Here is a 21,501-nt window from a genome sequence, read left to right on the forward strand (position 1 = left end):
CTCCGCCGGGCTGACCAGGGGCGTCACGCCACGCTCACGATGGGGTCCCGATTGGAAGCCGATCCGGGGTCCCGTTCCAATGCCGTTTGACAGTGGGCGGCTTGCTGTTCTTGAAGCCCTTAGTCCTCGGCTCGGCCTTGCGCGGATCTGGCTTGTCGGCAAACACGCGCTTCATCCGCTCGTTGAAGTCCTCGGATGTGACGTGCTGCGCTTTGCCGGTTTTGAGTTCGCGAGCCATATCGGCCTCCGCAACGTGGCCCATGCACGGGATTGCGCGGAGGGATGAGGCGTCTATGCACCTTCGCGAGCCGGGGCGCTAATCCAGCCGGGCATTGGGGTTACCTCAATCTGTTGGTGGACGGGGCAGGGATACCGCCATAGCTCTCGGCCATGGCCAAAGAGATCCCCAGCGTCGGCGACCTGCGCCGGAAGTCAGAGGTGACGGACGAGGAAATCGAGGCGGCGACGGCTGCCTACCTGAAGGACGAGAACGCCAAGCCGTTCGCCTTCAAGTCGGGCCACACGGTCGACGTGGCCAAGGCGATCGAGATGCACCCGCAGGCCAAGAAGCTGCTGGCGGATAAAGACACGACCGCCGGCCTGCGCCGCACGATGGTGAAGACCGCCGTCATCATGGGCTTCCCCGTTCAGGGGTAGAGGTCACTTCGGCACCCGCCGCCAGGGCGGCCCGCGAAGGTTTGAACTAGGATCGCGGGCTTCCGCCTCTCGGGCGTCGTGCTGGCGCTACTGGTCCGTAGCTGAGAAATTGGCCCTTGCGCTCATCACGAGCTTGCCGGCCTCATCATAGGCTTGGGCTGTGAACTCGTTGACCTCGGTACGGTAGCCCTCATCGCGCAGGATCTCAGTTAGGAGCCGGCGGAGCGTGTCGCGCAAGGCATCGCGACCGGACAGTTGCACGCCTTCATCGTCGCGAACCGTGACGTGATCGGACGTCACGATGAAGTACCGAGGCATATGATGCTCCGCCGGCCACGGCGAGAGCGTGCCCACCATCACTCGCTTCCGGCTGGATTACCCCGTCGACGACGGGAAATAGTGGCATGTCCGCTTGCCAATTGCACCCGTTCTGAGCCTCGCTCCCGCCAGTGACGGGGATGCGGATCATTTGATGGCCAAAAATCCGTTCAGACTAATAGGGTGTGCCTCGAAGATTAGATGGCAAATAGGCAAACCTGGCTGAGCTACCCTTCCGTGTCGTTCAATCTCAGGCCGGTGAACGTCAGTGTCGCCGTATAGACCGGAACACCCCCCTCATCGCGTATGATCACGGTGTAGGTTTGCCTGTCGCCGTCGGTCGGGATCACCCACCGCGCTATGTCGGGGAGCACGATCATCGCCTCCCGGCGCGCGGCTTCAAAATCAGCGCACTCAGTCCCGTCCTCATCGCGCTGGAAATGGCCATCATGGATGTCAAAGAAGTAGCGCGGCATGCCTGTCTCGCTGTTGGGCGGGAGCGCTTGTCTCTCGGCCGATAACGCCCAGATCATCCTGCCAGCGGTATTCTAACCTCGCACAGCAATCTTGAGCTTGCATTCACTTACATCAAACTCAGGGCAGAATATTGAATGACCTGACGTCTCACTCTAGCCTGACAAGCGCTACATGTATTCGATGGTGAGCAAGGCGAACGCATCATTTGATGGAGACAATCAGGGCAGATATTGATTGTAAGCCGACGATGTTCTCGACCGCCACAATCATAGATCAGATCGCTCCCGTTCGCCCCAGCCGCACCCGCAGGAAGCCCCATCCGGCCCTCGTGGTGGCGTGGCTTGTCCTGGCCGTCGGGCTCTGGTTCGTCATCTGCGCGGTGTCCGGCCGCATCGTCTGGTTCTGGTAGGCCGAGACGAAAAGCCCGCACCGGCGGACCGGGCGGGCTGAAGGTAGATCCTTGAGAGGACGCGTGACCGTATGCGTTGTCGCTCGAGCTGTTTAGCCCCCGCCACCGTTCCCGGCGCCACCCCCACCGCTGCCCGTCGTGCCGACGCGCGAGGGCTGTTCTGCATTGCCCGCCGCAGCCGAGTCCGCTGCGATACCATCGGCAGCCCGTCCAGTCGGCGAGTAGCTGGCTGCGCCGTCTTCACCAGTTGAGCCCGGCTGCCGCGTGACGACGCCGGGTGCGCCGGGCGGGACAATGATGGTTGTGCTGGTGGGCGTTTCGATTACCTGCGCGAGGGCAGGGGTGACGATCATCGCAGCGACGGCCGCGACGAGGGTGAGCGAGGTCATGGGAGCTTTCATTTGTGTAGGAAAGGGGGAACCGCCAATCCTGCACGATGTCTCCCGAGACCAGTGTCGCACGGGAGGGCAGCGGGTTAACCTAATGCCTGACCGGCTCGGCCCCGCCGCCCGATCCGATCACGGGCTGGCGGGGCTTGGCCGTCGCGGCACCGATTGGCCTCGACGTTGTGGGAGATTTTCTGCCGCTCGACGAGATCGTGCATCCAATCGTGCGTCGCGGAAGTTAATCTGGAGGACCCGGCAACTCTTGGTCCGCGAGGACCCTGCAATGTCAGCTCAGCTTGAGATTTCACCTGAAGACGTTCAGAAATTTTCTGCGCTTGCACGGGCTAAGATTGACAAGCGACTCGACCAAATCCCGGAGATGACGAGACCACAATTTTGGGCCATCATCGCGAAGGTATATGGCCAAGGTCTTACAAGAGACGCGGTGCCTGCAAACCGCCTCCAAGCGCCGCTGAAGATCGCTCTCAACTTCGCACCTGCCGCCAAGCTGATCAGGGCTACCCCATGCGATTAGAGCGCAACGAGCGCGGCGACTGGATGCTCGATCCCGAGCAGCTCCACTCCCGGCTCATGATCAATGCAGGCCTCATGCGGCAGAAGATGAGGCTCGGCCTTGTCACCAGCCGGATCGAGAAAGGCATCGATGCAGATGTTGGCAAGTCGCGCGTAACGATAAAAGTCGCTAACTCGACCTGGGAAGGCATCTTCGACGAGGCCGGATACTTGATTAACGAAAGAATGATATAGTTTTATCTGCGCTCGGCGTTCGCAACCACAGCAAGAGTGGCTATTTTCCACTGGGCGCCACACCACTGCCGGCCGATGGGCTACTGTGGTAGCAGGCCGTTCTGGTTCAGGATGTTAGCTTCCGATCTGGCCTACCACGCGCTCGATCTCGTCTACGGCGGCCTTGATCGTTTCGGACAGCTCCTGCAGGTCCTCGACTTTTACGCGGCCGGGTTTTTCCTTCGTCCACCAAATGCCGTCGTCGATCACGCCCAGCACGCGACCTAGACGGGCATGCTCATGCTTGAGTGATGCGATGAAGTCAGTACTGGTTTTCACAGAAATCCATCCTCTTGGCCGTCTTTATACAGCATTGAAGGGGCAAGAGCGAGGCTCGGTGACGCTCCCACGGCGAGGACCGAGGACGCGATATGGCCCGAGGCACAGGATGCCGGCGCACCGTTCGTCGGTCCTCAGCAGCGATCCTCGGCCGGATCCCGGATCAGCATGTTCGGTCATCTCCGAGGAGGGATGCGGCTCAACTCAGGGCATTTGGATGAGGAGTCGATGTTCCTGTGAACCCGCTCGCATTGAACCGACACCCCCCGTGTCCCTTGCGATGCATCAAACCCAGACGACTCCTCCCGGTGTAGGTGCCGAAGACGTAGACCGGCCCATGACAGGCGCTGCAGCGCTTGGGCTCAGAACGATGTTGGTTGTGCGCCTGCGCGATGGTGAGCGTCCGCCACTCGCTCGCGACCCGGATTTGGCACGTCAAAGGCTGAGCTCGTTTCATCATCGGACCGTTTCATAAAAAGTCGTCTGGACTGAGGCGGAAGGGTCGTCCTCGCTGGCTCTGCGCGATTTGGAGCGAAGCCGCTCAGTCGTCCTCTCACGGATGGCGCGGCGGCTCCCCATGAGAGATATGATCAGCTTCAAGCCGAACCCCCACAAGCTGCGGGTCACCCCATCCTCGAAAGAGCCGGGCCGGTTCGATTGGTCGATAACGCGGGACGATATGGTCGTGCGTCAGTCGGTTCGCTCTTTCGGCTCTGAGGGAGCTTCAGAGGCGGACGGCGACGTGGCCTTCCGGGAGATCACCGCTCAGTGGCAGAGTGTTCGCTGAGTACTGCCACCGAGCCGCCATTTCGGGCAGTGGCGCCCTTTCGCTAGCTCGTGATTGCCCTTCCGATATCCGGCAAAATGCTCGCCACAACCGACCGGCATGGTCGACCGTATGACTCTGCCAGAAGTATGATCGCGGATCGTTAAAACAACCGACAAGCTTGAATATTTAGCGTGATTGCTGGGAACTATGCTGGAATATTTATGTTGAGATAGGCCTGGACAGAAAGGACCGCTCACGAATGGGCGGTTCAAGTCTAGGGAGGAAACGCCCCGAAAGGGGCTGCGGTGCAGCATGCGTACCGCATTACAACAATCGCCGGTTCGTGACTCTGTTCACGGCCGGTGATTTTTGCATTGCTGTCGGATGGAGGCCCAAATGGATAGCCATACGCGGGTGCCATCGCATCACGATCCAGATCTCGGGTTTCGCTGGGCAATTTACACCCTACTCGCGACTGCGGTAGTGGTAAGGTTTGGACCGGCGGTCAGCTACCTGCTACCATGATCGCTACGGTGCCAATGCTGGACAGATCGCGTTGTCATTTTACGCGACGCGTGAGGTCATGCGATGCAAGCACTTTCCTATTCCGTCCGTGCACTTATCTTCTCGCCCGACGGTGAGCTGCATTTGGAGCGCCCGGCCGAGACTTATGCCACATCCGCTGAGGCGCGCGTGGTTTGCAACGAGGTGCTTGCGGCCCATCGGGCCGGCTCAATCGAGTCGCTTGTGCAGGTCCATGACCCGTGCGGTGGTCGGGTCGATACCTGCGACGACCGCTAACCGTGTCTTCGGTCGGTGCTCAGGCTGCATAAGCCGTATAACCGGACTTGCTGCCGGTAAGTGGCTCATGGTCGAGAAGAATGGCTCCAGGCCGCTTCCCCGTTTAGAGGGCCGCGCCTTATCGCTGGCTTGTGATTGTCCAGCCGCTCATGGAAACACTCTCGCCACAGTCCGACGACATGATCGCAGTATGACCTTGCCAACCGTACAAGCTCTCGGACTCATGGTTTGCGCCGTGATCGCGTCCGCCATCTATCTGGCCAGCCTCGTGCACGGCGTCAGATCCGAGAGTAGCGGCCCGCGCTAGGCGAACGCGACTGCGACGACGAGGCCGCACCGACCAGTCGCTGCCGGCAGCGAGGCCTCCTATGACCCTCATCGTCGGCGGAGGCGGTTAGCAGAGCCTCAGCATCAGACCCCGGTAGCATCCCTACCGTTCGCCATGCCGGCCATCGCGCTCTGATCGGTCCCGAGCATCCCGAAAAAGGGGGCTTTTAGGGGTCGCGGAATTGAGCGCGCTACCCTGAGGTCGCCCCTATTTCCGAATAAAAATCGGGCCCTTTTATGGGATGCCCACCTGCGGGTCGGCTCGCTCCGGTTCGAGCAGCCACTTGGCATCGAAGGCCTACGCTCGTCTGCGTCGACCGGCGCTCTCGCCCTTGGGGTCGTTGGCAACACCGCCCGCGGTGGGGCCATCCAGCACGGACGGAACGTACCGGCTATGCACGGCCGCCTTGATCGCCGGATCCTTGAGCGCCGCCCGCAGGTAGCCCTTGGTCCGCTCCTCGGCGGTTTCGGCTAGGGCTGTCAGTTCTTTGCGGGTCATGGCCTCAACGCCTCACGTCGATAGGATTGGGGTCGACGCCCTCAGAGTCAATCGCATCCACAGCAAGCCGAACCGCTTTCCAAGCCCGCCGCCCCAGTGGCAGGCGGCTGGAGGTGACTTTGTAGCCGCAACGCTCGATGGCCCGCTGCACGGCGGTGAATTTGACGAGTGCCCGTTTCGGAGGGGCCTCGTCGTATGTGAACCACACAAATTCGGCTGGATCGACCATCAGCAGCAGCCCCCGCAGCCCAGCGAGGATCGCTACGAGAATGGCCTGACGGTCGGTAGGGTCCGCAATGAAGCGGGTGTCGCGCCCGCTCCAGAATATGTGCTCCTCGCTCGTCGCTCCGTCCGCCTCGACGAGGTGGAAGTACAGCTCCAAGGTGCCGCCTGGCAGTGCGTCTAGTCCAATAACTGCCTTATAGTTCAGTGGCTCGGCGTCATCGTATCCGACGTCGACCACTACCACCTGCGGTGTGCCGGCGCTGAAGCCCTGGACGCGAAAGCCGCCCTGCGTGACGGTGCAGACGAATGCCACGGGGTGGGCTTACGGCTGATCTGCCCGGCGCACGGTCGCCTGCTCCTGCCCCCAGCCATCAGGGCACAGCACGCGGATGTCGCCCTCGGCCTTGTAGGTGAAAACCTTCCGAGTAGCGTCGTAGGCACGCCACCCCTGTATCGTGCCGCCGTGCCAGGATCGCCCCTTCTTCGTATCGTGCAGGTAGATCCGTCCGCCCACGGCTTCATCGGCGCGCTCGTCGGAAACCGTCCAGTTGCCGCTCTCGTAGGTGTCAGGCCCGAGCTTCGCGTGATTGCGCCCTTGCGGGCAGATGAAATGCAAGTCGATCACGCGCTTGACCTTTTGTGTTCTTGAGATCGGACCTGACGCTACGACGACCGGTGTGCGCGAGATCACGCGCGCTGCAATGATGTGGTCGCCCGGCCAGCCCTCTAATGCTCCCGCTTCGCTTTCGCCGCGGCGAGCTGCACCCGCAGATCGGCGAATAGAGCCTTCGCCGTTTGTCGCTCTATCCCCAAGAACACATCAGGCAGCTTCTCAAGGCCAGAAACGAGGTCCGCTAGAAGCCGGATTTCAGTCTCGCTCAGATCACGGCCCCCGTCCGATACCTTGGTGGCGACCGCCTCGACCGCCTCGGCGCTCTCCATGAGAGATGCGATCTGCACGCGGGTTTGCGCCGCTTGGCTGTTCAGCAGGGCCGCCAGGGCTGCGGCGTGCTCGGGCTTTAGCTCAATCATCCCGACACCTTTTCATCGCCCCGCAGACGCACGCCAGGACGCCCGTGGTTCAGGAACTCGACGCCAGCCGCCTCAAGCGCGGATTGGACGCGACGAACCACGTCAGCACCGCTTGTGATTTCGGCCGAACCCTTCGCTTCCATCTTCCGGATCGTGTTGACGTGGAGATCCGCCCGCGCGGCGAGGTCGGCTTGCTCGATGCCCGAGAGAGCGCGCGCAGCTTTGAGCTGATTGCCCGTCACCAGCATTGATGTTTGCCACACACACTTAGGAGTTGACGGTACACACCGACATGGATATGTGTATGAAACACACAGCGGGGTTGCCCGCAAACATAGTCGGGTTGCCCGCCAATGTCCAACCGCACTGTCTCTTGGACCCGCATCGACCGCGCCGGCCGCGACAGCCGTCCCGTCATCCCGGCCGGCATGCTCGGCGCCCGCGCCCTCGTTCAGCTCGGCGCTCGCACCCGCCCCCTCGTCGTCGCCGGCCGCTACGACCGCGCCGCCATTATGGCAGCCGCCTGCAAGGCCGCCACCGGCATTCAGGAGCGCTGCGGCGTCTCTCGCCGAGAGGCCATGGCCTCTGCGCTCAAGGCCACCTGGCAGGTCGCCAAGGCCACCCACCGCGCCGCTGCGCACTAAGGGGGGAGATTGATGCCCTACAAGGTCACCTTCGCCACCGGCCGTAAGGTCACGGTCTACAACGCTGCTTTCCTGAACTTGGGGCAGGTCCGCGACCGTGCCATCCATCTTCATGGCGACCGCGAGTACCGCTTCGACCCGGCCATCGGTCGCGCCCAGTGGTTCGATATCGAGGTCCCGGCGATCACCCACATTCAGCGGATGGTCGAGGTCTACATGGACGGCGGTTATGTCCTCGTCCCCGATCAGGGATCGCTGTGATGGCCGCCCGCATCAACCGCCGCGCCCTCGCCGCTGGCCTCCTCGCTGCCACGGCCACCCCCTCCATCGCCAAAGCTGGGCATAGCGTGCCTACCCTTCGCGGCGACGACACCGCCCGGCTGCCCGACCACGCCGCGTTCTGGTCCCGCCTGCCGCTCCCGTTCTCCCTGACGGATGCGTGGCACATGCTGTCGCCCGCCACACAGGCCGAGATCGGCACGGCGGTGCTCGGCATGGCCCTGGCGAACTACGTCTATGGCGACGGGCGCGCTGACGCCGATCAGTTCAAGGACGAGGGCCTGCGGTCCGCCGCGTCCAACGTGGCCGATGATCTCTTGAACCGGATTGATGACCGGTTGTGGGTGCTCCTGCCCGATCTGTACGGGCCGGACGGCGATCATCCGCGCTGGGCGCTCGATAGCGGGCTTGCATCGTGAGCCGCCCCGCCCTGCCTACCGGCAGCCCCAATCCGAAAGCTGAGGCGCCCCGAGCAGCCCTGGTCGATCCTCTCGCCTATCGGCCGCGCGACGCCGCTGCCGCCATCGGGGTCAGCGAGGCGCTGCTCTACGAGCTGATCTCCGAAGGAGCGCTGCCCGCTCGGAAGCTGCGCGGCGCCACGATCATCCTGCGGTCGGACCTCGTGGCCTTCCTTGAGGCTCTGCCGCTGACCGCCTCGGCGGCCAAGGCTCGCGCCTCGCCCAGCTAGCCGCCTGACCAACCCGACGCCTCGCGTCGGCTTCCCTCGCCCCACCGACCTGCCGCCACGAGCCCCACCGGGAGCCCGAACGATGAAGCGCGTCCGCATCCCCGATTTCAGCCAGCCAATCCCAGTCCGCGTCACGGTTAGCAGCAAGCCGGTCCGCGTCCCCGTGGATCGCCGCTACCGCAACCTGCCGGACGAGCCCCAGCCGGGCGCAATCGAGCCATGGCAGGCCGTCGCCCCGATCCGCCCGGACACCGCGCACAGCCGGTCCCTGCGCTTCCTCGACGCCACGGGCGAGCTGCTGGCCGCAGTCGCCATCATCGGCGGCGGCATGCTGCTCACCAGCCTCGCCTCGCTCCTCTGAGCCCCTGAACGCCCGAGACGCTGAGTACCGGAAACCCTGAAACGCTGAACCACTGAGGATCTTGCGATGCCCTTCGGCCTGTCCCTCAAGAACCTTATCCGCCGCGATCCGGAGACCCCCAGCCTCCGCGAGCGCGCGGCCGACCTTCGCACCAGCCTGAGCCGCCGGTCCGTTGTCGCCGGCACCGTCGCCGCGGCTGTCCCCCTGCCGGCTCTCGCCCTGGCTCCCCCGAGCCCCGAGGCTGCGCCGCACCCCGACCAGGACCTGTTCGACATCGAGGCGCTGTGCGCCCGCGCTGACGCTGCCGACAAAGCTGCCGGCATGGCCCATGGAGCCGCTAATGCCGCCTTCCGTGCTGCGCTGGGTCCGTTCCCGCCCGAACTGCTGATGACCATGTGGGAAGCTCAGACCTTCTCGCCGTTCTACGGCGTGCGTGCCAGCCGTCGGCTGCCGATCCGCCTCGTGCATCACGACGATCGGCTCAATCCGGATTTCGGGTGGACCGGCGAGGCCCTGCAGCGCGCGATCGGGTCCGCGGTCAATCTCCTCGGTCGGGGCGGGCAGACGCCTCACATGATCCGGTACTGGCGCTCGCTCCTGCCAGCAGCCACCGCCTACGATGCCCGCCACGACGAGTTGAGGCGGCAGTTCCGCATCCAGGCCCTGGCCGATGAGTATGAGGACACGAGGAAGACGGCGGCGCGCGTGCACACTCTCCTGCGACGCACACCTGCGAAGACCGTCGAAGGGCTGGCCGTCCATACCCGCGCCCTAGCCTCAGAAACTTGGTACGAGGGCGGCTCCCCCTACAAGATCCTATTGCAGAGCGCGGCGGCCATCACGGGCGTAGCCCTGCGCCAGCCTGACTTCGACGTGCCGGCGTGGCTGGACGCTTGGGAGCAGATCGGCGGGCGGGTCGAGTACCGCGCCGATCGGGCGGAATGGGCCTTCATCCACCCGAACACGGATGGCGCTTCCCTGGAGACGCGCGACCGCATCCGGGGCCTTCACAACGAGAAGTGCTCGAATAGCTGCGCCATCCACCTGTGGCTTGAGCCTCGCGCCACGGATCCGCGGTTCGCCCGCGCCTGACCGCCCTTCCCATTCTCGAATTCAGGAGGGGCATATGCCCTCGCTCAACCTGTCCAACCTGTTCCGCCGCGGTGCCGATCGCCGGTCCCTGAAAGAGCGGGCCGCTGACCTCCGCGCCAGCTTCAGCGCGGGCCGCAGCCTCGCTCCCGCACAGCTCGCACCGGGAAGTGCCGAGGCGAAGGCCGCGTGGCGCGCGGCCTGCCATCAGCATTCGATCCGTGCCCTACCGCTCCACGACTACCCCGAGTTGAACCACCCGACGGGAGGCGCGTGGACCACGCGGGGGCTGATGCGGGCCATGGAGGCCGGCGAGATCACCGTGGCCGAGTTCGCCCAGCTGCAGCCCATCGCGAGCGAGCGCGAGTTGCGCCTCGCCGAGATCACGCACGAGCTGCGCATTGGGGAGCTGTTCGCCCTGGCACATGCGGATGAGTACCCAGTGGCGTCTGACCAGGACGCTTCGGCTCCTCGCACTCCGGATCCTGTTCTCGCGGCCATCGCCTCAAGCCAGAGCGCCGAGGCTGTGATGACGGCCTTTGCCGCGTCCGTCGCCGGACGACGCATGACGGACGCCGAGCGGATCCAAGAGGACGCCATCGAGCGGGATCAACGGGCCACCCGCGCGGCGGTCTGGGCCACAGTGCCGACCACTGCCGAGGGCCGTGCCGCGCTTGTCCGGTATGCGGCCTTCCAGGCGGAACTGGCCTTCGGCGCCGACTGGCGAGCCAAGGCCCGGCAGGAGTTCTGCGGCGACTTCCTCTTGGCTGCGCTCGCCGCAGTCGAGGCTGAGACGGAACGCGAAGGGGCCTGACCCCTCCCGCCTTCCCGTAGCCGTGCGTACCGCCCCGGCCGGATCCCGCCGGGCCTTCCCCTTCACACCTTGAGATCTGACACCATGGGCGACGTGCTCACCTTCACCCCGCGTCCGAAGCCGGCCGCCCCAGATCTGGGGCCGTTGGCAGGCCCCACGCTACGGGCCAGCTTGGAGGAGGCGGCACAGACCGCCCTGGACGCTGCAGACCGCATCATCGCCGTGCTCGACCGCATGGATGGCGACACGGACCATGAGGACGGTGGCGACGCTGAGCCCTCGCTGGCCGCGCCGGAGAACCATGAGGGGAGCCAAGTCGTCTACATGCGCGGCGGTGATCAGGACCGCGAAACTGAGGCGACCGAGACCGCCCTGCCGGAGGTGGCGGCCGAGCTGATGTCCGAGGTGGTCGTGCTGCCTTGGCGCGGACGCGGGAACGTCATCGCGGCGGCCGGTTCGCTGCTCATGGACCTCCTGGAACGGGCATGATGTCGGCCGCGTCACGGAGCGCGTCGATCTGATAGCCCATGGTCTGAACGTAGATCTGACACTGGCAAGGAAGCTCGCGGAGAGCCAGTGCAACGCCGCAGTATCAAGCAGCTGTGCCGACCATGCGCAGGGTGAAGCGTGCGCCATCGCCATCCACTGGGAAGACACCCCGTAGTTCGGCCTCCTCGCCCGGGATCTCGGAGCATATGATGTGGGTCCAGTTGCCCTTCCGGTATCGATCAAAGCCCAAGGGCACTCCGATCGCGAACAGGGAAGGCTCCACGATCATCAGGCGCATGGTGGAGCCGTCCGCCCCCGTTCGTGTGCTGTACTCCGCCTCACGGAATGCGACCGCGCTGCACTTTAGAGTCACGGAGGGGGTGTCGGCACGACCGACGAAGCGGCCCTCCAAGCGGATGGTGTTTGCGTCCTGCGGGCTCATTGGCCCTCCCGTGCCGAGCACGTGTGCAAGCTGCGTTTAACGCTCAACACATTGCGAGCCCTCTCAGCTACTTGGAGCACACCCGAGAGGGCCAGCACAGGAGCGGACCACCGTCAGCTCTCGAACTTGATGACGAACCGAGCCCTGTCGCTACCCAGCGGCATGATGCTGCGGAGTTCCCCCTGCCCATTCGGCAGCAGGTTGGAGACGATATGGGTCCAGTCGCCCATCGCCGGGTTGAAGCCGGTGGGTAGGCCCGAGACCATAAGCGACGGTTGCTCCACCACTGACCGCATGACCGAACCGTCCGCGCCCTTCGTCTCCTTGAACGCCGCATCCCGGTACGTGACCAAGTTGCACCGCAGGGTGAGAGGTTCTGGTTCATCAGCCGAGCTGCCGTAGCGGCCTTCTAGACGGATCGTGTTGTCGCTCTGCCCGCTCATCGGTGTTCCCACGGTGCGCATGTGCGCCGGCCGGGGCTGGGGCGCTCAATCCTCAACGCACAGGAGGCCTGTTCGCAACCATCACCGGTCACGCAGGGTCTCGAGCGATTTCCGGGCTCCCTTAGGCGCCCCCTAAAACGTTGCCTTGGCTGAGGGCCTCACCAGGCATGCGCTATTCGGGTCGTGGACACTGCCGCAGCCCTTCTCTTTGGCGTACCTTGCGCCATTCAGAGCCAGGTGCAGATTTATGACCGAGCGGCGAGAACTGTACCGAAGCCCGAACGGAGATACGTGGTATCTCGGACGAGAGCCCGAGAGCGGTCGAGCTTTTGTCATCCATCAGCCGAATGCTGGAGGGCGGCTGTCCCACATCGAGCTGGGCGCCTTCCTACGCGGAAGCGCCGGGGGACCGGAGCATCAGGCTCTGCTGCGCCTGATCGGTACGCTGGTGGATGTTCCACCGTATGGGGATCGACCATAAGGATCGGCGTCCCTGTTTTTTCGCTGGGATCAGACAGAGATGGCGGGACCCGCCAGAGCCACTGCACTCCATGCAGGTGCAGGCAACGTTACACTGATCGGATCTACCGCTCCGGATCGCCACCGTCGCCAAAGGCTCGCAAGCTGTCCCGCAGCGGCAGCAGCTCGAGCAACTGGGCCTCATAGCACGCTATGGCCTCGCGCTCTCGCGTCCTGCCCTCATTGGAGAGCGGCTTCGTTGCGAGGTCGAGCCAGCCTTGGCGGATGCTCTCCAGGAGCAGGCCGATGGAGTCGTTGATCCGTTCGAGCTTCGTCATAGCCGAGCCCTTCAACGTTGACTTAACCGTGCGCCCCGGCCGACATGGACCGTTCCGGCTGCACCCGCCCTGGCGAGTCGCGGCCACCATCAGGAGAGCAGCCGCTGCGGATCTGAGACCCTGAAAAGCCAAAGGCCCCACCCCTGGCAGGGCGAGGCCTTCGAAAACCTGGGGCTTGTGAGCCCGGAGTCGCTTCCCCTCACAAGCCATAGCTCCCCACCGGGAGTCAAGACGGAACCTGTTTCCGTCAACGGGAAGGCTTTGCCTGGACCCTAGCCGCGGCCCGTGAGGGACCGGGTTCGATGTTTCACGCCACCATGCGGTCGGCGATCGACGACGCGCGCACGCTCGCGCAGCTCGACGGCCTGTCGCGCACCATCTGGCAGGCCCACGCCGCCGAGACCGTGACCGATGCCGAGGCCCAGGGGTTGGCCGAGCTGCTGCACACCCGCAGGGCAGCGATCCGCGAGGCCGTGGCGCCCGTCGGCATTCCGCTCGGCCGAGTGACGCTCTTTCCGCCGAAGCGCCTCCAGCGGGCTCCTGAGAGATCCGTAGCAATCGAGCGGCGCCGACGGCTGGCCTGCTCCGGTCCGATGCCACCCGCTCTCGCCAGCAGGTTCACCACCGGGCAGCTCGCGGTCCTGCGCGTCGTCGGCGACGAGATGGCACGCAACGGCGCTTGCGGACTGTGCGTCGACGCCATCGCGGCGCGGGCGGGCGTCTGCCGGCGGCTGGCTCAAGCTGCGATCCGGCTGGCCGAGGGCGACGGGCTACTGACGATCCAGGAGCGCCGCCACCAAGGCCGGAAGTCCGATCCGAATGTGGTCCGCATCATCAGCCGGGAGTGGCTGCAGTGGCTCCGACGGGGAGGGCGATCCACGGCCCCGGCGCTGCTGGGCAGCATAGGGTGCAAAAGCGTGCGCCCCACGGATAGGGGAGATCCACAGAGGCAGGTTGTGGACGCGGAACCGAAGAAAGGCTGCCGAGGGGCAGCGGTCGACTCGAGCCGAAGCGATCCCTTGAGAATTCTCGCGGGCGGTAGGACGGGCCGGGCCATGCGGTGACGGTCTGAGGCCGGACGATATGACGAACGCTGCGACGAGGCCTTGCAGAGCCTGAGCGACATTCGATGGTTTTGCCAACGCGGCCCCTATATCGGCACTGCCAAGCTGCAAATTTCGCGGTGCGGAGGATGCAACTTGGAAAATCACCCCACTCGGCGACTCACCGGATCTCGCGAGACCGCCGCGATGGTCGTTGGGTTCGCGTTGCTCATTCTCGCCGGCTTAGCAGCTGCCGCTGCTGCTCTGGCGAGCGCAAACGCCGACGCGTGGGCTGTACACTCCGCCGAAGTGCGACGAGCCGAGGCGCGGCTATCTCGGCTCATTCAAGAGGCGGAGACAGGCCAGCGCGGCTTCCTGCTCACCGGCGACCTGACTTACCTCGACCCATTCACGATCGCTCGTCGCGAGTTGCCGGCTGCCGAGCTGGAACTGCGGTACCTCACGGGAGACAACGCAGAGCAACAAGCTCGGCTGGCTCAGCTCCGCCCCATCATCGATGAGAAAATCGCCGAACTCGCACGGACAACCGAGCGCATGCAGGCGGGCGACCAAGCGGGCGCGCTCGCCATCGTGCGGACCAACGCCGGACGCGACCTAATGAGGCGTATTCGAGCAGCCATTGCCGAGTTCGATCGAGCAGAGCTGGAACTCCAGGCTACACGCGCCGAACGAGCTGCGTTCCGCCGGTCGATCCTGGCGGCAGTCATCGTCGTCGCCCTGTTTCTAGCTGCTGCGCTCGCTTGGCTAGTCATTAGGACCGACCGGTATCGCACCCGCGAACTTCGATCCGCGAACGACGCGCTCCGCCATGAGATCCTGCAGCGCGAGCAAGCCGAGGCACAGCTACACGCGCAACGCCATCAATCGGATGCTTGATCCTGGCGTACGCCTGCTTGGCAAGCCGATCACAACCTCGGACCTCGGTCGGGAGCTGCAGGGGTATTGGTGGAAAAGCGTCGCGGATAGATCACTTGTTCCGATGCGCTCCCTGTGTGGCGGCGCACAAAACCCAGAGAACGATCGGCAGAGTGTGCCGTTGAGAGGTCACAGCCGGCCAAGAACAGCCGCCGCGATCAAGACCGCCAGACCGACGATCTTCCTCACGCGACACGACTGACCGGATGGCTTCCCTATGAAGCCAAACGAACACGCATGGAGATCGTCATGAAGCTGCATCTGCTCGCCGCGGCCGCTTTGGTTGCCGTCGCCACCCCCGCCTTGGCACAAGGCATCGACAGCAAGCACAGCCCCTATCCGGCTTCGGCGTACTCGGGCTACGCCGGCAACGCCTCGGTGGTCCTGCCGGAGATCTCGGTGACCCACTACCGGCCGGCCCTAGCCTACCGGTACTCGGGCCAGCATGCGGGTGGCCCGGCCGACGCTCTGGCCCGCTAACGGTGTGACATTGCCGGGACTGCCTCAATAGCAGCCCGGCCCGCGGAATGCCGGTGCCCTTCACGATCTCGCCGTGTTCGACGCGCCACCTCGGTGCAATGGCGGCGGCGGACCGCTGATCCCACTCCGTCAGAGAGTACACCGCATGCTGAACACCATCCTGGCGCTTCTCGCCGTCCTCGCCGTCATGGCCGCCCATGCCCTCTACAGGGTCGTGCGGCTGCCCTTCCGGCTCGTGCGGGGCCTGTTTCGGCACAAGGCTCGGCCGGCGCCGCTGACGGCGCGCTAACCCCGCCCAGGCACCATGCTGGTGGGCCACGTTGCGTATCGGCCCGACCGCTGGTGAGATCGGACGCTCCCCCGCCCCGTGATCGGATCGGGGCGGGGCCGAGCGGCCGACGCTCAAGAGGCCTCTTCGCCGAGGTCCAAGCTCAGAGCCCCGAAGAAGGCGGGACGGGTTCTTGAGAGCGCCGGGGAAGTCACCGGAGAGGTGATCCCCGAGATACTGGAGTGGCTGCTGGGCGACGATGCAGCTGCAGCGACTAGGCTGCCGGGAAGGCATTCGTCGCCTTTCCCCTAAATAAAGTATTGATCTCTGTATCTGATCGTGCGAGCACCAAATCAGTTCGCGGGCGGGCGTATTTCTCCGTCCAGGATTGATTTCATGCATGCTAAAATTGCAGCCGGGCCGCGGCAACGCGGGCCGCATACACATCATCGCGCCGTGGCCTTGGCCAATATCCGATGGTTCCGAGAAATGGCATGGCGCGCCCTACGCGACGGCAGCCCGCAAGGGCTTCTTCGGGCCGCCAATGCACGGGCCGCAGCCCGCATCGTGCTGCGGCAGGCGCGGCGGGACGGCTCGGTCAATCGGCTGGTGACGGACGCCTTGGCGGTTGGCGGCTAGCCAAGCAGCGCGGGCCGATCGGCGCTTTGATCAGATCGGGTCGGAGCGATCGTCAGGCCAGTGCCTGGGGATGCAGTGACGGTGTGCCGGTGTACGTGTCAGGCTTGAGCGGGCAACCGATATGTGACCGGCGATGCTGCAGCTTTAGACGGCCCGCGCCGATGTAGGTTCCGGCGACAATCACCTGGCCGTGACAGGCTGGGCAACGCTTCTGCGCCATCGTGTACAGCCCACGCGCTTCGGCGAGGCCGATTTGGTGCCAAGCCCCATCGACCTGCACTTCGCACGTCTGCTGGCTAACCGTCAGCATGCTCGTTCCGTGCGGGTTGCTGCATGGATCCACATCTAAGCAAACAAGCCTACGCCGTTGTGGTTAAGACCCTGTTGCCGTTCCGGTCCTGCCGAGGTCCAGAACGGGCTTAAGTGCATCATCTTCAGCCTCCCGGGGTAGGCCCGGCCTACTCGCAGACCTCGATCCGCCGGATATGCTCGTACCCATACGGATCGACATACGCGCGTCGCTCGAAGTGACAGGCGCCGTACGGGTCGGGCGCAGCGTAGACCGGCCGGCCCTGGTAGTACCCGTTGTTGGCCGACGCGATGGCGCTGCCGGCCACGACAGCGCCGAGGATGCCCAGCGCCACGGCCCCGCCGGCGCCGATACCGCGTGCCTGAGCGGCCGGTGGGGTGGCGCAGAGTGCCAGAGCGACCAGGGCAGCCGCACCGCCGGTCCGCAGAAAAGTTTGACGCATGGTGTCCTCCCGTCATTCGATGAGGGCACCATGAGTCCAGACATGCCGGTCTTCGGTGCTGAGAGTCACACCGAACTCGGCGCCCACCGAAATCTAGGCGTAGGGTCCGCCAAACAGATCCCCGAGCGCCTTTCGCCGGAACAGCGTGCGCCATCGCCGCCGCTGATGCTCGGGCCGGTCGTGGATCATGTGGCAGCGTTGGCAGAAGGCCGCGAGGTTGGCATCCGCGTTGTTCGAGGTGTCGTGGTCCCGATGTGCGGCGGCTAAAACGACCCGGGTCCGGCGCGCCTGCCTAAGGATGTCGGCCTCAGCCGCGATCCGGATCCGCCTACCCCATCCATCGCGCCAGCGACCGGCGTCTGCATCCCACCAGCGCCCGTCGCCCAGGTGGTAGACCATCCGCCCGTGCGGCCGCCCGCACCCCTCGCAGCATCCCTTCGCCCGGCCGAACCGGATCACGGCCGAGAGCTGAGCCCAGTCGATGGGGTAGAAGAAGCGGTGCTCGGGCCGGATCGGCATAGGACGCTTTGTGCCACCGGTCCGCGAAGAAGCGTAGCGGCAAAGTGGGGCGCTGAGATGCCGAAAGCTGCGGTACACGCGCAAAATTTGATTTTCAAGCGCAGGTTGATTTTCTAGATCACGGCCTTTTGATTGTTGATTTTAAACGATAATTCCGCCCGCAATGGGGCGAGTATAAGTAAATATTTTGATTTTAACCAGAAATTAATACTTGAGCGCAATTGTATTGTGCATTTCACAACGTGCCGGGAGCACGGTAGCGGGTCATTCCGTTGCCCGCTGACCGATCTGATTGCCGAGCAAAGACAGCTCTGGGAGGAGTACGATCATGTTCGGCGGAACCCGCGGAACTGCGGATCAAGCGGCCAAGCTCGACGCGCTCGATCGCTCGCAAGCGGTCATCGAGTTCCAGCCTGATGGTACGATCCTCACGGCCAACGCCAATTTCCTGACCGCCATGGGCTACACCCTGTCCGAGGTGCGCGGACAGCATCACGCCTTGTTCGTGGAACCGGGCTACCGCGACAGCGCCGAGTACGGCGCGTTCTGGGATGCCCTACGCCGAGGCACGTTTCAGACCGCCGAGTTCAAGCGGCTCGCCAAGGGTGGTCGGCACGTTTGGATCCAGGCGAGCTACAACCCGGTGCTCGACCGCGCGGGGCGCGTCGTGAAGGTCGTCAAGTTCGCCACCGACGTCACGGCGCTGAAGCTGCGCATGCTCGACCTCGAAGGCCAGATCGCCGCTCTGCACCGCTCGCAGGCGGTGATCGAGTTCGATCCGACCGGCACGATCCTTGACGCCAACCAAAACTTCCTCGACGCGATGGGCTACCGCCTCGACGAGATCCGTGGTCGGCACCACAGCCTGTTCGTGGATCCGACCGAGCAGGCAGGGGTCGACTATCGCGAGTTCTGGGCGCGTCTGGGCCGAGGCGAGTTCGCGGGCGGCGAGTTCCGCCGCATCGCCAAGGGAGGCCGCGACGTCTGGATCCAGGCGACCTACAACCCGATCCTCGATGCCAGCGGCTGCGTCCTGAAGGTGGTCAAGTTCGCCGCCGACATCACCGCGCAGGTCCAGGAGCGCCACCGGCGCATCGCGGCGCAGCGGGCAATCGGCGCCGATCTCGACGCGATCGGCACCGCGGTCGAGGGCACCAGCCGCCGGACCGCGGAGGCCGTCGAACTGGCCGGTCGGGTCTCCGGCGACATCCAGAGCGTGGCCTCCGGCGCCGAGGAACTGTCGGCCTCGGTGGGCGAGATCAGCCAGCAGGTTAGCCACGCGGCGCGGATGGCCGGGGAGGCCGTCGAGCAGGCCCGGCATACCAGCACCATCGTCGAGGGCCTGAGCGGGCAGGCGGCGCAGATCGGCGACGTCGTGACCATGATCCAGGGCATTGCGGCCCAGACCAACCTGCTCGCGCTCAACGCCACGATCGAGGCGGCCCGGGCGGGTACGGCCGGCAAGGGCTTCGCCGTCGTGGCGTCGGAGGTGAAGGCGCTGGCCGAGCAGACGGCCAAGGCCACGGATCAGATCCGCGACCAGATCACCACCACGCAGGCGACCACGCGTGAGGCGGTGTCGGCGATCGGCTCGATCCAGGGCACGATCCGGGCGCTCGACGAGGTCTCGGCGGCGATCGCGGCGGCCGTCGAGGAACAGTCGGCGGTGACTCAAGAGATCTCCGGCAGCATGCACACGGCCGCGCGCGGGGTCGGGACCATCGCGGGCGGCATGGCGGCAATCGCGCGGGCCAACGAGCAGGTCGACGCAGCCACTCGCCAGGTGCGCGAGGCGGCGCACGCGGTCTGCTAAGGAGTCCAATACCTCGAATGATCAGCGGCTGACCGAGCCTGCATCATCCGATGACGTCACCGGGTCAGCCGATGGCACGGCCAAAGACCTGCGCGGCTTGGCCGTTTGTGTCTTGCGTCGATCCGGTATCGATAGGGGGCCTCTCACACGGAGGCGCACCCATGTCGGACGAGAACGAGACCCCCGAACCCACCCCGAGACGTCCAGGTTGGACACCCGCGGCCCGGAAGTCCCGCAAGGGGATGTCGAAGCGGCTGAAACACAGCCTCGATGCCCACGCCGAGACCGAGGCCGAGCGCCGTCAGAACCGCCTGAAGACTGGCACGCCGAAGCGGGACGATGTCGGCAGGGCGGTGCTGCACGCGGTGCTGCGAGCCATGGATCGCAACCCGCATCTGGCGGGCCCCCAGGAGATACGGCGTTACACGATCGCCCTGCTCGGCCAAGCGCTCTTCAACAAGGAGGAGGCCGAGCGGGTGATCGCCGACATGATCGTCCGGGCCGACCATGACTTCGAGGAGTGGATCTACGGCCGCACTTTTCGGGCGTGGCGTGATGGCGGCTGCCAGGGTCCCCGCCCCGAACGAAAGGGCGATGCCAAAGGCAAAGTGCGGTCGATCCCGCGCCGGCCGAACGGCACGATGCCTTGGACGAACACGACGCCCCGTCCGCCGGGCTCGAAGCGCCGGAAGCCGTCATCGGATGACGCCGCCTGAGCGGTCATCGGCTGGCTTCTACTAACGGGGGGCCGAGGTGAATTCTGGGTGCGCCGGGGTCGTTATCCGACCGCCCAAAACAGGGGCAGCGCGCCCGCCAGGAACAGGGCCGATGACAGAAGCACCGCTAAGGGCTCGCGATGGTGCAGGACGAAGGCGTGAGGGCTGGCGAACATGGCGACGCCGGATCGGGAGAGAGGTCAGCACGCTCGCTCCTGAACCTTGACGGATCGGGGGCACTTTGCGCTGTCCACAGATGATGGCGGATCCCTGTCGCTACCGAGCCACATCCTTTTGGATGTGCTCAGGCGCACCTCGCGGAGGCGGCGTCGGGCGTAGCCCTCCCTCAAGGCCGTATTCGCCCCCTCGACGGCCCGATCCAGCGGCGCAGTGACCTCACGGGTTGCTGCGCCGTTGTAGTTCATGGCTACTCGCAGAGCTGGCGGCACTCCTTGCGGGCGGCTTCCATTCGCTGGTCGAGGTAGGCTGCGAAGTCTATCAATCCGACCCCCTTGGCTGACTTCTGGCTGGCGTCGATCCGCACGATCGGTAGGTTCAGCTTGCCTTCGCTGACCCGCCGCAGCAGGTGCTCCTGCGACACGCCGGGGAAGTAGTCCTCCATCACGCGGTCGAGCGGGATGATGACCCGCGGACCGTACTGCTCGCGGAGGATGGCGACCGTCGTGGGCGCGCTCGGCTCGGGCAGGCGCATGCTACGGGCCTTCATGGTGTTCTCCGCGGGGTGAGGCTCTTAGCGCTTCCGCGTGATGTTCACGGCGGCGAGCCGACCGTCTGCCTCCGCTTCGTCTAGGATCCGTTTCGACCTCTCCGTAGGGCTGCCGCCCCGCTTCCGAGCTTCCTCTAGCTCGATGACAAGGCGGTCCATGATCGGGGCGTACTGCTCGCCGAGCTTCTCCACGAGATAGGCCGAGTAGAGGGTTGCCTCCTCGATCTCGACGAGGGTCGGTTCGCGGTTTTGAAAGCGCGGCTTCCGCTTCGGCGCCCCTGGTTGCTGCCTTGGCATCTGCGCCTCCAGGTTTCGTACCGAAGCCGCCAACGCTGGCGGCCTCTACCGAACGCTGCGGTGCGCCTGTTGTGCCTCTTCGTCCGCGACAGCCTCAACCGCGGCGATCACGTTCTCCAGCTCAGCGACTTGGCGGATCGCGCTCTGCGCCGGCAGGCCGTCATGCTCGGCCATAGCCAGGATGAGAGCGCGCTGGTGCGCCTTGAGGCGTTCGAGGAGAGCGTCGAGCTTGTCGGGCATGGGCGGCCTGTAAAGGCCCGGTACATGCCTCGCAATGCG

Annotated in this window: 36 protein-coding genes; 17 read left to right on the forward strand and 19 right to left on the reverse strand. The window is 65.0% G+C overall.

Annotated features, from left to right (window positions below; translation table 11 throughout):
* Positions 1-34: 34 nt before the first annotated feature.
* Entirely contained in the window at positions 35-238 is a 204-nt protein-coding gene (locus tag H288_RS34320) for a hypothetical protein (RefSeq protein ID WP_081636557.1), read from the reverse strand.
* A gap of 200 nt (positions 239-438) precedes the next feature.
* Between H288_RS34320 and H288_RS0128305 the strand changes: the two genes are divergently transcribed.
* On the forward strand, positions 439-657 hold the full coding sequence (locus H288_RS0128305) for a hypothetical protein (RefSeq protein ID WP_245274580.1): 219 nt from the start codon (positions 439-441) through the stop codon (positions 655-657).
* An 87-nt stretch (positions 658-744) separates the two neighbouring features.
* Here the strand turns inward: H288_RS0128305 and H288_RS0128310 are convergent, their stop codons facing one another.
* The 3 genes from H288_RS0128310 to H288_RS34325 form a co-directional block, all read right to left on the reverse strand.
* Positions 745-1,014, reverse strand: coding sequence for a hypothetical protein (locus H288_RS0128310; RefSeq protein WP_020095948.1), 270 nt, complete (start codon positions 1,012-1,014; stop codon positions 745-747).
* A 188-nt stretch (positions 1,015-1,202) separates the two neighbouring features.
* Complete coding sequence (locus tag H288_RS0128315; protein WP_026605365.1) at positions 1,203-1,451, reverse strand: hypothetical protein; 249 nt, start codon at positions 1,449-1,451, stop codon at positions 1,203-1,205.
* Positions 1,452-1,953: 502 nt separating this feature from the next.
* Complete coding sequence (locus H288_RS34325; RefSeq protein ID WP_081636558.1) at positions 1,954-2,250, reverse strand: hypothetical protein; 297 nt, start codon at positions 2,248-2,250, stop codon at positions 1,954-1,956.
* 522 nt (positions 2,251-2,772) lie between these two features.
* Between H288_RS34325 and H288_RS0128325 the strand changes: the two genes are divergently transcribed.
* Entirely contained in the window at positions 2,773-3,015 is a 243-nt protein-coding gene (locus tag H288_RS0128325) for a DUF6522 family protein (protein ID WP_020095951.1), read from the forward strand.
* Between the two features lie 114 nt (positions 3,016-3,129).
* Here H288_RS0128325 and H288_RS0128330 read toward each other — a convergent pair whose 3' ends face one another.
* Complete coding sequence (locus H288_RS0128330) at positions 3,130-3,333, reverse strand: hypothetical protein (RefSeq protein WP_026605366.1); 204 nt, start codon at positions 3,331-3,333, stop codon at positions 3,130-3,132.
* 586 nt (positions 3,334-3,919) lie between these two features.
* On the opposite strand from H288_RS0128330, the gene H288_RS0128335 reads away from it, so the two are divergent.
* On the forward strand, positions 3,920-4,120 hold the full coding sequence (locus H288_RS0128335; RefSeq protein WP_158684254.1) for a hypothetical protein: 201 nt from the start codon (positions 3,920-3,922) through the stop codon (positions 4,118-4,120).
* Between the two features lie 1,408 nt (positions 4,121-5,528).
* Here H288_RS0128335 and H288_RS35295 read toward each other — a convergent pair.
* The 5 genes from H288_RS35295 to H288_RS34330 form a co-directional block, all read right to left on the reverse strand.
* Entirely contained in the window at positions 5,529-5,729 is a 201-nt protein-coding gene (locus H288_RS35295; RefSeq protein WP_158684255.1) for a hypothetical protein, read from the reverse strand.
* 4 nt (positions 5,730-5,733) lie between these two features.
* Entirely contained in the window at positions 5,734-6,267 is a 534-nt protein-coding gene (locus H288_RS0128340; protein WP_020095954.1) for a hypothetical protein, read from the reverse strand.
* Positions 6,268-6,276: 9 nt separating this feature from the next.
* Positions 6,277-6,579, reverse strand: coding sequence for a hypothetical protein (locus H288_RS0128345; protein ID WP_020095955.1), 303 nt, complete (start codon positions 6,577-6,579; stop codon positions 6,277-6,279).
* 101 nt (positions 6,580-6,680) lie between these two features.
* Positions 6,681-6,986 carry a hypothetical protein gene (locus tag H288_RS0128350; RefSeq protein WP_020095956.1) on the reverse strand — a complete coding sequence of 102 codons (306 nt, stop codon included), beginning with the start codon at positions 6,984-6,986 and terminating at the stop codon, positions 6,681-6,683.
* The gene (locus tag H288_RS34330; RefSeq protein ID WP_081636559.1) at positions 6,983-7,234 is read right to left on the reverse strand and encodes a helix-turn-helix transcriptional regulator; all 252 of its coding nucleotides are present in this window, start codon (positions 7,232-7,234) and stop codon (positions 6,983-6,985) included. The genes H288_RS0128350 and H288_RS34330 overlap by 4 nt, the downstream gene beginning before the upstream one ends.
* Positions 7,235-7,339: 105 nt before the next feature.
* Between H288_RS34330 and H288_RS0128360 the strand changes: the two genes are divergently transcribed.
* The 8 genes from H288_RS0128360 to H288_RS0128395 all read left to right on the forward strand — a co-directional run bounded on the left by H288_RS0128360 (position 7,340) and on the right by H288_RS0128395 (position 11,350).
* Complete coding sequence (locus tag H288_RS0128360) at positions 7,340-7,630, forward strand: hypothetical protein (RefSeq protein WP_020095958.1); 291 nt, start codon at positions 7,340-7,342, stop codon at positions 7,628-7,630.
* Positions 7,631-7,642: 12 nt separating this feature from the next.
* The gene (locus tag H288_RS0128365; protein ID WP_020095959.1) at positions 7,643-7,891 is read left to right on the forward strand and encodes a hypothetical protein; all 249 of its coding nucleotides are present in this window, start codon (positions 7,643-7,645) and stop codon (positions 7,889-7,891) included.
* The gene (locus tag H288_RS0128370; protein WP_020095960.1) at positions 7,891-8,328 is read left to right on the forward strand and encodes a hypothetical protein; all 438 of its coding nucleotides are present in this window, start codon (positions 7,891-7,893) and stop codon (positions 8,326-8,328) included. The genes H288_RS0128365 and H288_RS0128370 overlap by 1 nt, the downstream gene beginning before the upstream one ends.
* Positions 8,325-8,597 (forward strand): helix-turn-helix domain-containing protein, encoded by a 273-nt coding sequence (locus H288_RS0128375; protein ID WP_020095961.1) that lies wholly within the window; start codon positions 8,325-8,327, stop codon positions 8,595-8,597. Before H288_RS0128370 ends, H288_RS0128375 begins: the two co-directional genes overlap by 4 nt.
* Before the next feature lie 82 nt (positions 8,598-8,679).
* Positions 8,680-8,958 carry a hypothetical protein gene (locus H288_RS0128380; RefSeq protein WP_020095962.1) on the forward strand — a complete coding sequence of 93 codons (279 nt, stop codon included), beginning with the start codon at positions 8,680-8,682 and terminating at the stop codon, positions 8,956-8,958.
* Between the two features lie 66 nt (positions 8,959-9,024).
* Positions 9,025-10,050, forward strand: a complete 1,026-nt coding sequence (locus H288_RS0128385) for a hypothetical protein (protein WP_020095963.1) — start codon at positions 9,025-9,027, stop codon at positions 10,048-10,050.
* A 34-nt stretch (positions 10,051-10,084) separates the two neighbouring features.
* On the forward strand, positions 10,085-10,861 hold the full coding sequence (locus H288_RS0128390; RefSeq protein ID WP_020095964.1) for a hypothetical protein: 777 nt from the start codon (positions 10,085-10,087) through the stop codon (positions 10,859-10,861).
* Positions 10,862-10,945: 84 nt separating this feature from the next.
* Positions 10,946-11,350 carry a hypothetical protein gene (locus H288_RS0128395; RefSeq protein WP_020095965.1) on the forward strand — a complete coding sequence of 135 codons (405 nt, stop codon included), beginning with the start codon at positions 10,946-10,948 and terminating at the stop codon, positions 11,348-11,350.
* 103 nt (positions 11,351-11,453) lie between these two features.
* Here H288_RS0128395 and H288_RS0128400 read toward each other — a convergent pair whose 3' ends face one another.
* The 3 genes from H288_RS0128400 to H288_RS0128410 all read right to left on the reverse strand — a co-directional run bounded on the left by H288_RS0128400 (position 11,454) and on the right by H288_RS0128410 (position 13,032).
* Complete coding sequence (locus H288_RS0128400) at positions 11,454-11,792, reverse strand: hypothetical protein (RefSeq protein WP_020095966.1); 339 nt, start codon at positions 11,790-11,792, stop codon at positions 11,454-11,456.
* Between the two features lie 113 nt (positions 11,793-11,905).
* Complete coding sequence (locus H288_RS0128405) at positions 11,906-12,235, reverse strand: hypothetical protein (RefSeq protein ID WP_020095967.1); 330 nt, start codon at positions 12,233-12,235, stop codon at positions 11,906-11,908.
* A gap of 584 nt (positions 12,236-12,819) precedes the next feature.
* Positions 12,820-13,032 (reverse strand): hypothetical protein, encoded by a 213-nt coding sequence (locus H288_RS0128410; RefSeq protein WP_020095968.1) that lies wholly within the window; start codon positions 13,030-13,032, stop codon positions 12,820-12,822.
* A gap of 302 nt (positions 13,033-13,334) precedes the next feature.
* On the opposite strand from H288_RS0128410, the gene H288_RS32980 reads away from it, so the two are divergent.
* The 4 genes from H288_RS32980 (at position 13,335) to H288_RS35780 (ending at position 15,780) form a co-directional block, all read left to right on the forward strand.
* On the forward strand, positions 13,335-14,096 hold the full coding sequence (locus H288_RS32980) for a hypothetical protein (RefSeq protein ID WP_020095969.1): 762 nt from the start codon (positions 13,335-13,337) through the stop codon (positions 14,094-14,096).
* Positions 14,097-14,138: 42 nt separating this feature from the next.
* Positions 14,139-14,972 carry a CHASE3 domain-containing protein gene (locus H288_RS0128420; RefSeq protein ID WP_158684256.1) on the forward strand — a complete coding sequence of 278 codons (834 nt, stop codon included), beginning with the start codon at positions 14,139-14,141 and terminating at the stop codon, positions 14,970-14,972.
* A 276-nt stretch (positions 14,973-15,248) separates the two neighbouring features.
* On the forward strand, positions 15,249-15,491 hold the full coding sequence (locus H288_RS0128425; RefSeq protein ID WP_020095971.1) for a hypothetical protein: 243 nt from the start codon (positions 15,249-15,251) through the stop codon (positions 15,489-15,491).
* Between the two features lie 145 nt (positions 15,492-15,636).
* Positions 15,637-15,780 carry a hypothetical protein gene (locus tag H288_RS35780; protein ID WP_020095972.1) on the forward strand — a complete coding sequence of 48 codons (144 nt, stop codon included), beginning with the start codon at positions 15,637-15,639 and terminating at the stop codon, positions 15,778-15,780.
* A gap of 670 nt (positions 15,781-16,450) precedes the next feature.
* Here the strand turns inward: H288_RS35780 and H288_RS34345 are convergent.
* From H288_RS34345 to H288_RS0128440, 3 genes are all read right to left on the reverse strand, one after another.
* Positions 16,451-16,708 (reverse strand): hypothetical protein, encoded by a 258-nt coding sequence (locus tag H288_RS34345; RefSeq protein WP_081636562.1) that lies wholly within the window; start codon positions 16,706-16,708, stop codon positions 16,451-16,453.
* A gap of 148 nt (positions 16,709-16,856) precedes the next feature.
* Complete coding sequence (locus tag H288_RS0128435; protein WP_020095973.1) at positions 16,857-17,150, reverse strand: hypothetical protein; 294 nt, start codon at positions 17,148-17,150, stop codon at positions 16,857-16,859.
* A 93-nt stretch (positions 17,151-17,243) separates the two neighbouring features.
* Positions 17,244-17,669, reverse strand: a complete 426-nt coding sequence (locus H288_RS0128440; RefSeq protein WP_020095974.1) for a hypothetical protein — start codon at positions 17,667-17,669, stop codon at positions 17,244-17,246.
* Positions 17,670-17,997: 328 nt separating this feature from the next.
* On the opposite strand from H288_RS0128440, the gene H288_RS0128445 reads away from it, so the two are divergent.
* Both H288_RS0128445 and H288_RS0128450 read left to right on the forward strand, forming a co-directional pair.
* Positions 17,998-19,482 (forward strand): PAS domain-containing methyl-accepting chemotaxis protein, encoded by a 1,485-nt coding sequence (locus tag H288_RS0128445; RefSeq protein WP_020095975.1) that lies wholly within the window; start codon positions 17,998-18,000, stop codon positions 19,480-19,482.
* 242 nt (positions 19,483-19,724) lie between these two features.
* Positions 19,725-20,198, forward strand: a complete 474-nt coding sequence (locus tag H288_RS0128450) for a hypothetical protein (protein WP_020095976.1) — start codon at positions 19,725-19,727, stop codon at positions 20,196-20,198.
* A 427-nt stretch (positions 20,199-20,625) separates the two neighbouring features.
* On the opposite strand, the gene H288_RS0128460 is transcribed toward H288_RS0128450, so the two are convergent.
* Genes H288_RS0128460 through H288_RS0128470 form a run of 3 tightly spaced genes read right to left on the reverse strand, consistent with a single transcriptional unit; the run spans position 20,626 to position 21,462 of the window.
* Entirely contained in the window at positions 20,626-20,925 is a 300-nt protein-coding gene (locus H288_RS0128460) for a pyocin activator PrtN family protein (RefSeq protein ID WP_020095978.1), read from the reverse strand.
* A 24-nt stretch (positions 20,926-20,949) separates the two neighbouring features.
* On the reverse strand, positions 20,950-21,222 hold the full coding sequence (locus tag H288_RS0128465; RefSeq protein WP_020095979.1) for a hypothetical protein: 273 nt from the start codon (positions 21,220-21,222) through the stop codon (positions 20,950-20,952).
* Positions 21,223-21,267: 45 nt separating this feature from the next.
* Positions 21,268-21,462 carry a hypothetical protein gene (locus H288_RS0128470; protein WP_020095980.1) on the reverse strand — a complete coding sequence of 65 codons (195 nt, stop codon included), beginning with the start codon at positions 21,460-21,462 and terminating at the stop codon, positions 21,268-21,270.
* Positions 21,463-21,501: the final 39 nt, after the last annotated feature.

The sequence above is a fragment of the Methylobacterium sp. 285MFTsu5.1 genome (genome assembly GCF_000383455.1).
GTDB lineage: Bacteria > Pseudomonadota > Alphaproteobacteria > Rhizobiales > Beijerinckiaceae > Methylobacterium.

Excerpts from the sequence above, each read along its gene's own strand:
- H288_RS34320 (WP_081636557.1), bottom strand. The coding sequence starts at position 238 with ATGGCTCGCGAACTCAAAACCGGCAAAGCGCAGCACGTCACATCCGAG.
- H288_RS0128310 (WP_020095948.1), bottom strand. The coding sequence starts at position 1,014 with ATGGTGGGCACGCTCTCGCCGTGGCCGGCGGAGCATCATATGCCTCGG.
- H288_RS0128315 (WP_026605365.1), bottom strand. The coding sequence starts at position 1,451 with ATGCCGCGCTACTTCTTTGACATCCATGATGGCCATTTCCAGCGCGAT.
- H288_RS34325 (WP_081636558.1), bottom strand. The coding sequence starts at position 2,250 with ATGACCTCGCTCACCCTCGTCGCGGCCGTCGCTGCGATGATCGTCACC.
- H288_RS0128325 (WP_020095951.1), top strand. The coding sequence starts at position 2,773 with ATGCGATTAGAGCGCAACGAGCGCGGCGACTGGATGCTCGATCCCGAG.
- H288_RS0128335 (WP_158684254.1), top strand. The coding sequence starts at position 3,920 with ATGATCAGCTTCAAGCCGAACCCCCACAAGCTGCGGGTCACCCCATCC.
- H288_RS35295 (WP_158684255.1), bottom strand. The coding sequence starts at position 5,729 with ATGACCCGCAAAGAACTGACAGCCCTAGCCGAAACCGCCGAGGAGCGG.
- H288_RS0128350 (WP_020095956.1), bottom strand. The coding sequence starts at position 6,986 with ATGATTGAGCTAAAGCCCGAGCACGCCGCAGCCCTGGCGGCCCTGCTG.
- H288_RS34330 (WP_081636559.1), bottom strand. The coding sequence starts at position 7,234 with ATGCTGGTGACGGGCAATCAGCTCAAAGCTGCGCGCGCTCTCTCGGGC.
- H288_RS0128360 (WP_020095958.1), top strand. The coding sequence starts at position 7,340 with ATGTCCAACCGCACTGTCTCTTGGACCCGCATCGACCGCGCCGGCCGC.
- H288_RS0128365 (WP_020095959.1), top strand. The coding sequence starts at position 7,643 with ATGCCCTACAAGGTCACCTTCGCCACCGGCCGTAAGGTCACGGTCTAC.
- H288_RS0128370 (WP_020095960.1), top strand. The coding sequence starts at position 7,891 with ATGGCCGCCCGCATCAACCGCCGCGCCCTCGCCGCTGGCCTCCTCGCT.
- H288_RS0128380 (WP_020095962.1), top strand. The coding sequence starts at position 8,680 with ATGAAGCGCGTCCGCATCCCCGATTTCAGCCAGCCAATCCCAGTCCGC.
- H288_RS0128385 (WP_020095963.1), top strand. The coding sequence starts at position 9,025 with ATGCCCTTCGGCCTGTCCCTCAAGAACCTTATCCGCCGCGATCCGGAG.
- H288_RS0128390 (WP_020095964.1), top strand. The coding sequence starts at position 10,085 with ATGCCCTCGCTCAACCTGTCCAACCTGTTCCGCCGCGGTGCCGATCGC.
- H288_RS0128395 (WP_020095965.1), top strand. The coding sequence starts at position 10,946 with ATGGGCGACGTGCTCACCTTCACCCCGCGTCCGAAGCCGGCCGCCCCA.
- H288_RS0128400 (WP_020095966.1), bottom strand. The coding sequence starts at position 11,792 with ATGAGCCCGCAGGACGCAAACACCATCCGCTTGGAGGGCCGCTTCGTC.
- H288_RS0128405 (WP_020095967.1), bottom strand. The coding sequence starts at position 12,235 with ATGAGCGGGCAGAGCGACAACACGATCCGTCTAGAAGGCCGCTACGGC.
- H288_RS0128410 (WP_020095968.1), bottom strand. The coding sequence starts at position 13,032 with ATGACGAAGCTCGAACGGATCAACGACTCCATCGGCCTGCTCCTGGAG.
- H288_RS32980 (WP_020095969.1), top strand. The coding sequence starts at position 13,335 with ATGTTTCACGCCACCATGCGGTCGGCGATCGACGACGCGCGCACGCTC.
- H288_RS0128425 (WP_020095971.1), top strand. The coding sequence starts at position 15,249 with ATGGAGATCGTCATGAAGCTGCATCTGCTCGCCGCGGCCGCTTTGGTT.
- H288_RS35780 (WP_020095972.1), top strand. The coding sequence starts at position 15,637 with ATGCTGAACACCATCCTGGCGCTTCTCGCCGTCCTCGCCGTCATGGCC.
- H288_RS34345 (WP_081636562.1), bottom strand. The coding sequence starts at position 16,708 with ATGCTGACGGTTAGCCAGCAGACGTGCGAAGTGCAGGTCGATGGGGCT.
- H288_RS0128435 (WP_020095973.1), bottom strand. The coding sequence starts at position 17,150 with ATGCGTCAAACTTTTCTGCGGACCGGCGGTGCGGCTGCCCTGGTCGCT.
- H288_RS0128440 (WP_020095974.1), bottom strand. The coding sequence starts at position 17,669 with ATGCCGATCCGGCCCGAGCACCGCTTCTTCTACCCCATCGACTGGGCT.
- H288_RS0128445 (WP_020095975.1), top strand. The coding sequence starts at position 17,998 with ATGTTCGGCGGAACCCGCGGAACTGCGGATCAAGCGGCCAAGCTCGAC.
- H288_RS0128450 (WP_020095976.1), top strand. The coding sequence starts at position 19,725 with ATGTCGAAGCGGCTGAAACACAGCCTCGATGCCCACGCCGAGACCGAG.
- H288_RS0128460 (WP_020095978.1), bottom strand. The coding sequence starts at position 20,925 with ATGAAGGCCCGTAGCATGCGCCTGCCCGAGCCGAGCGCGCCCACGACG.
- H288_RS0128465 (WP_020095979.1), bottom strand. The coding sequence starts at position 21,222 with ATGCCAAGGCAGCAACCAGGGGCGCCGAAGCGGAAGCCGCGCTTTCAA.
- H288_RS0128470 (WP_020095980.1), bottom strand. The coding sequence starts at position 21,462 with ATGCCCGACAAGCTCGACGCTCTCCTCGAACGCCTCAAGGCGCACCAG.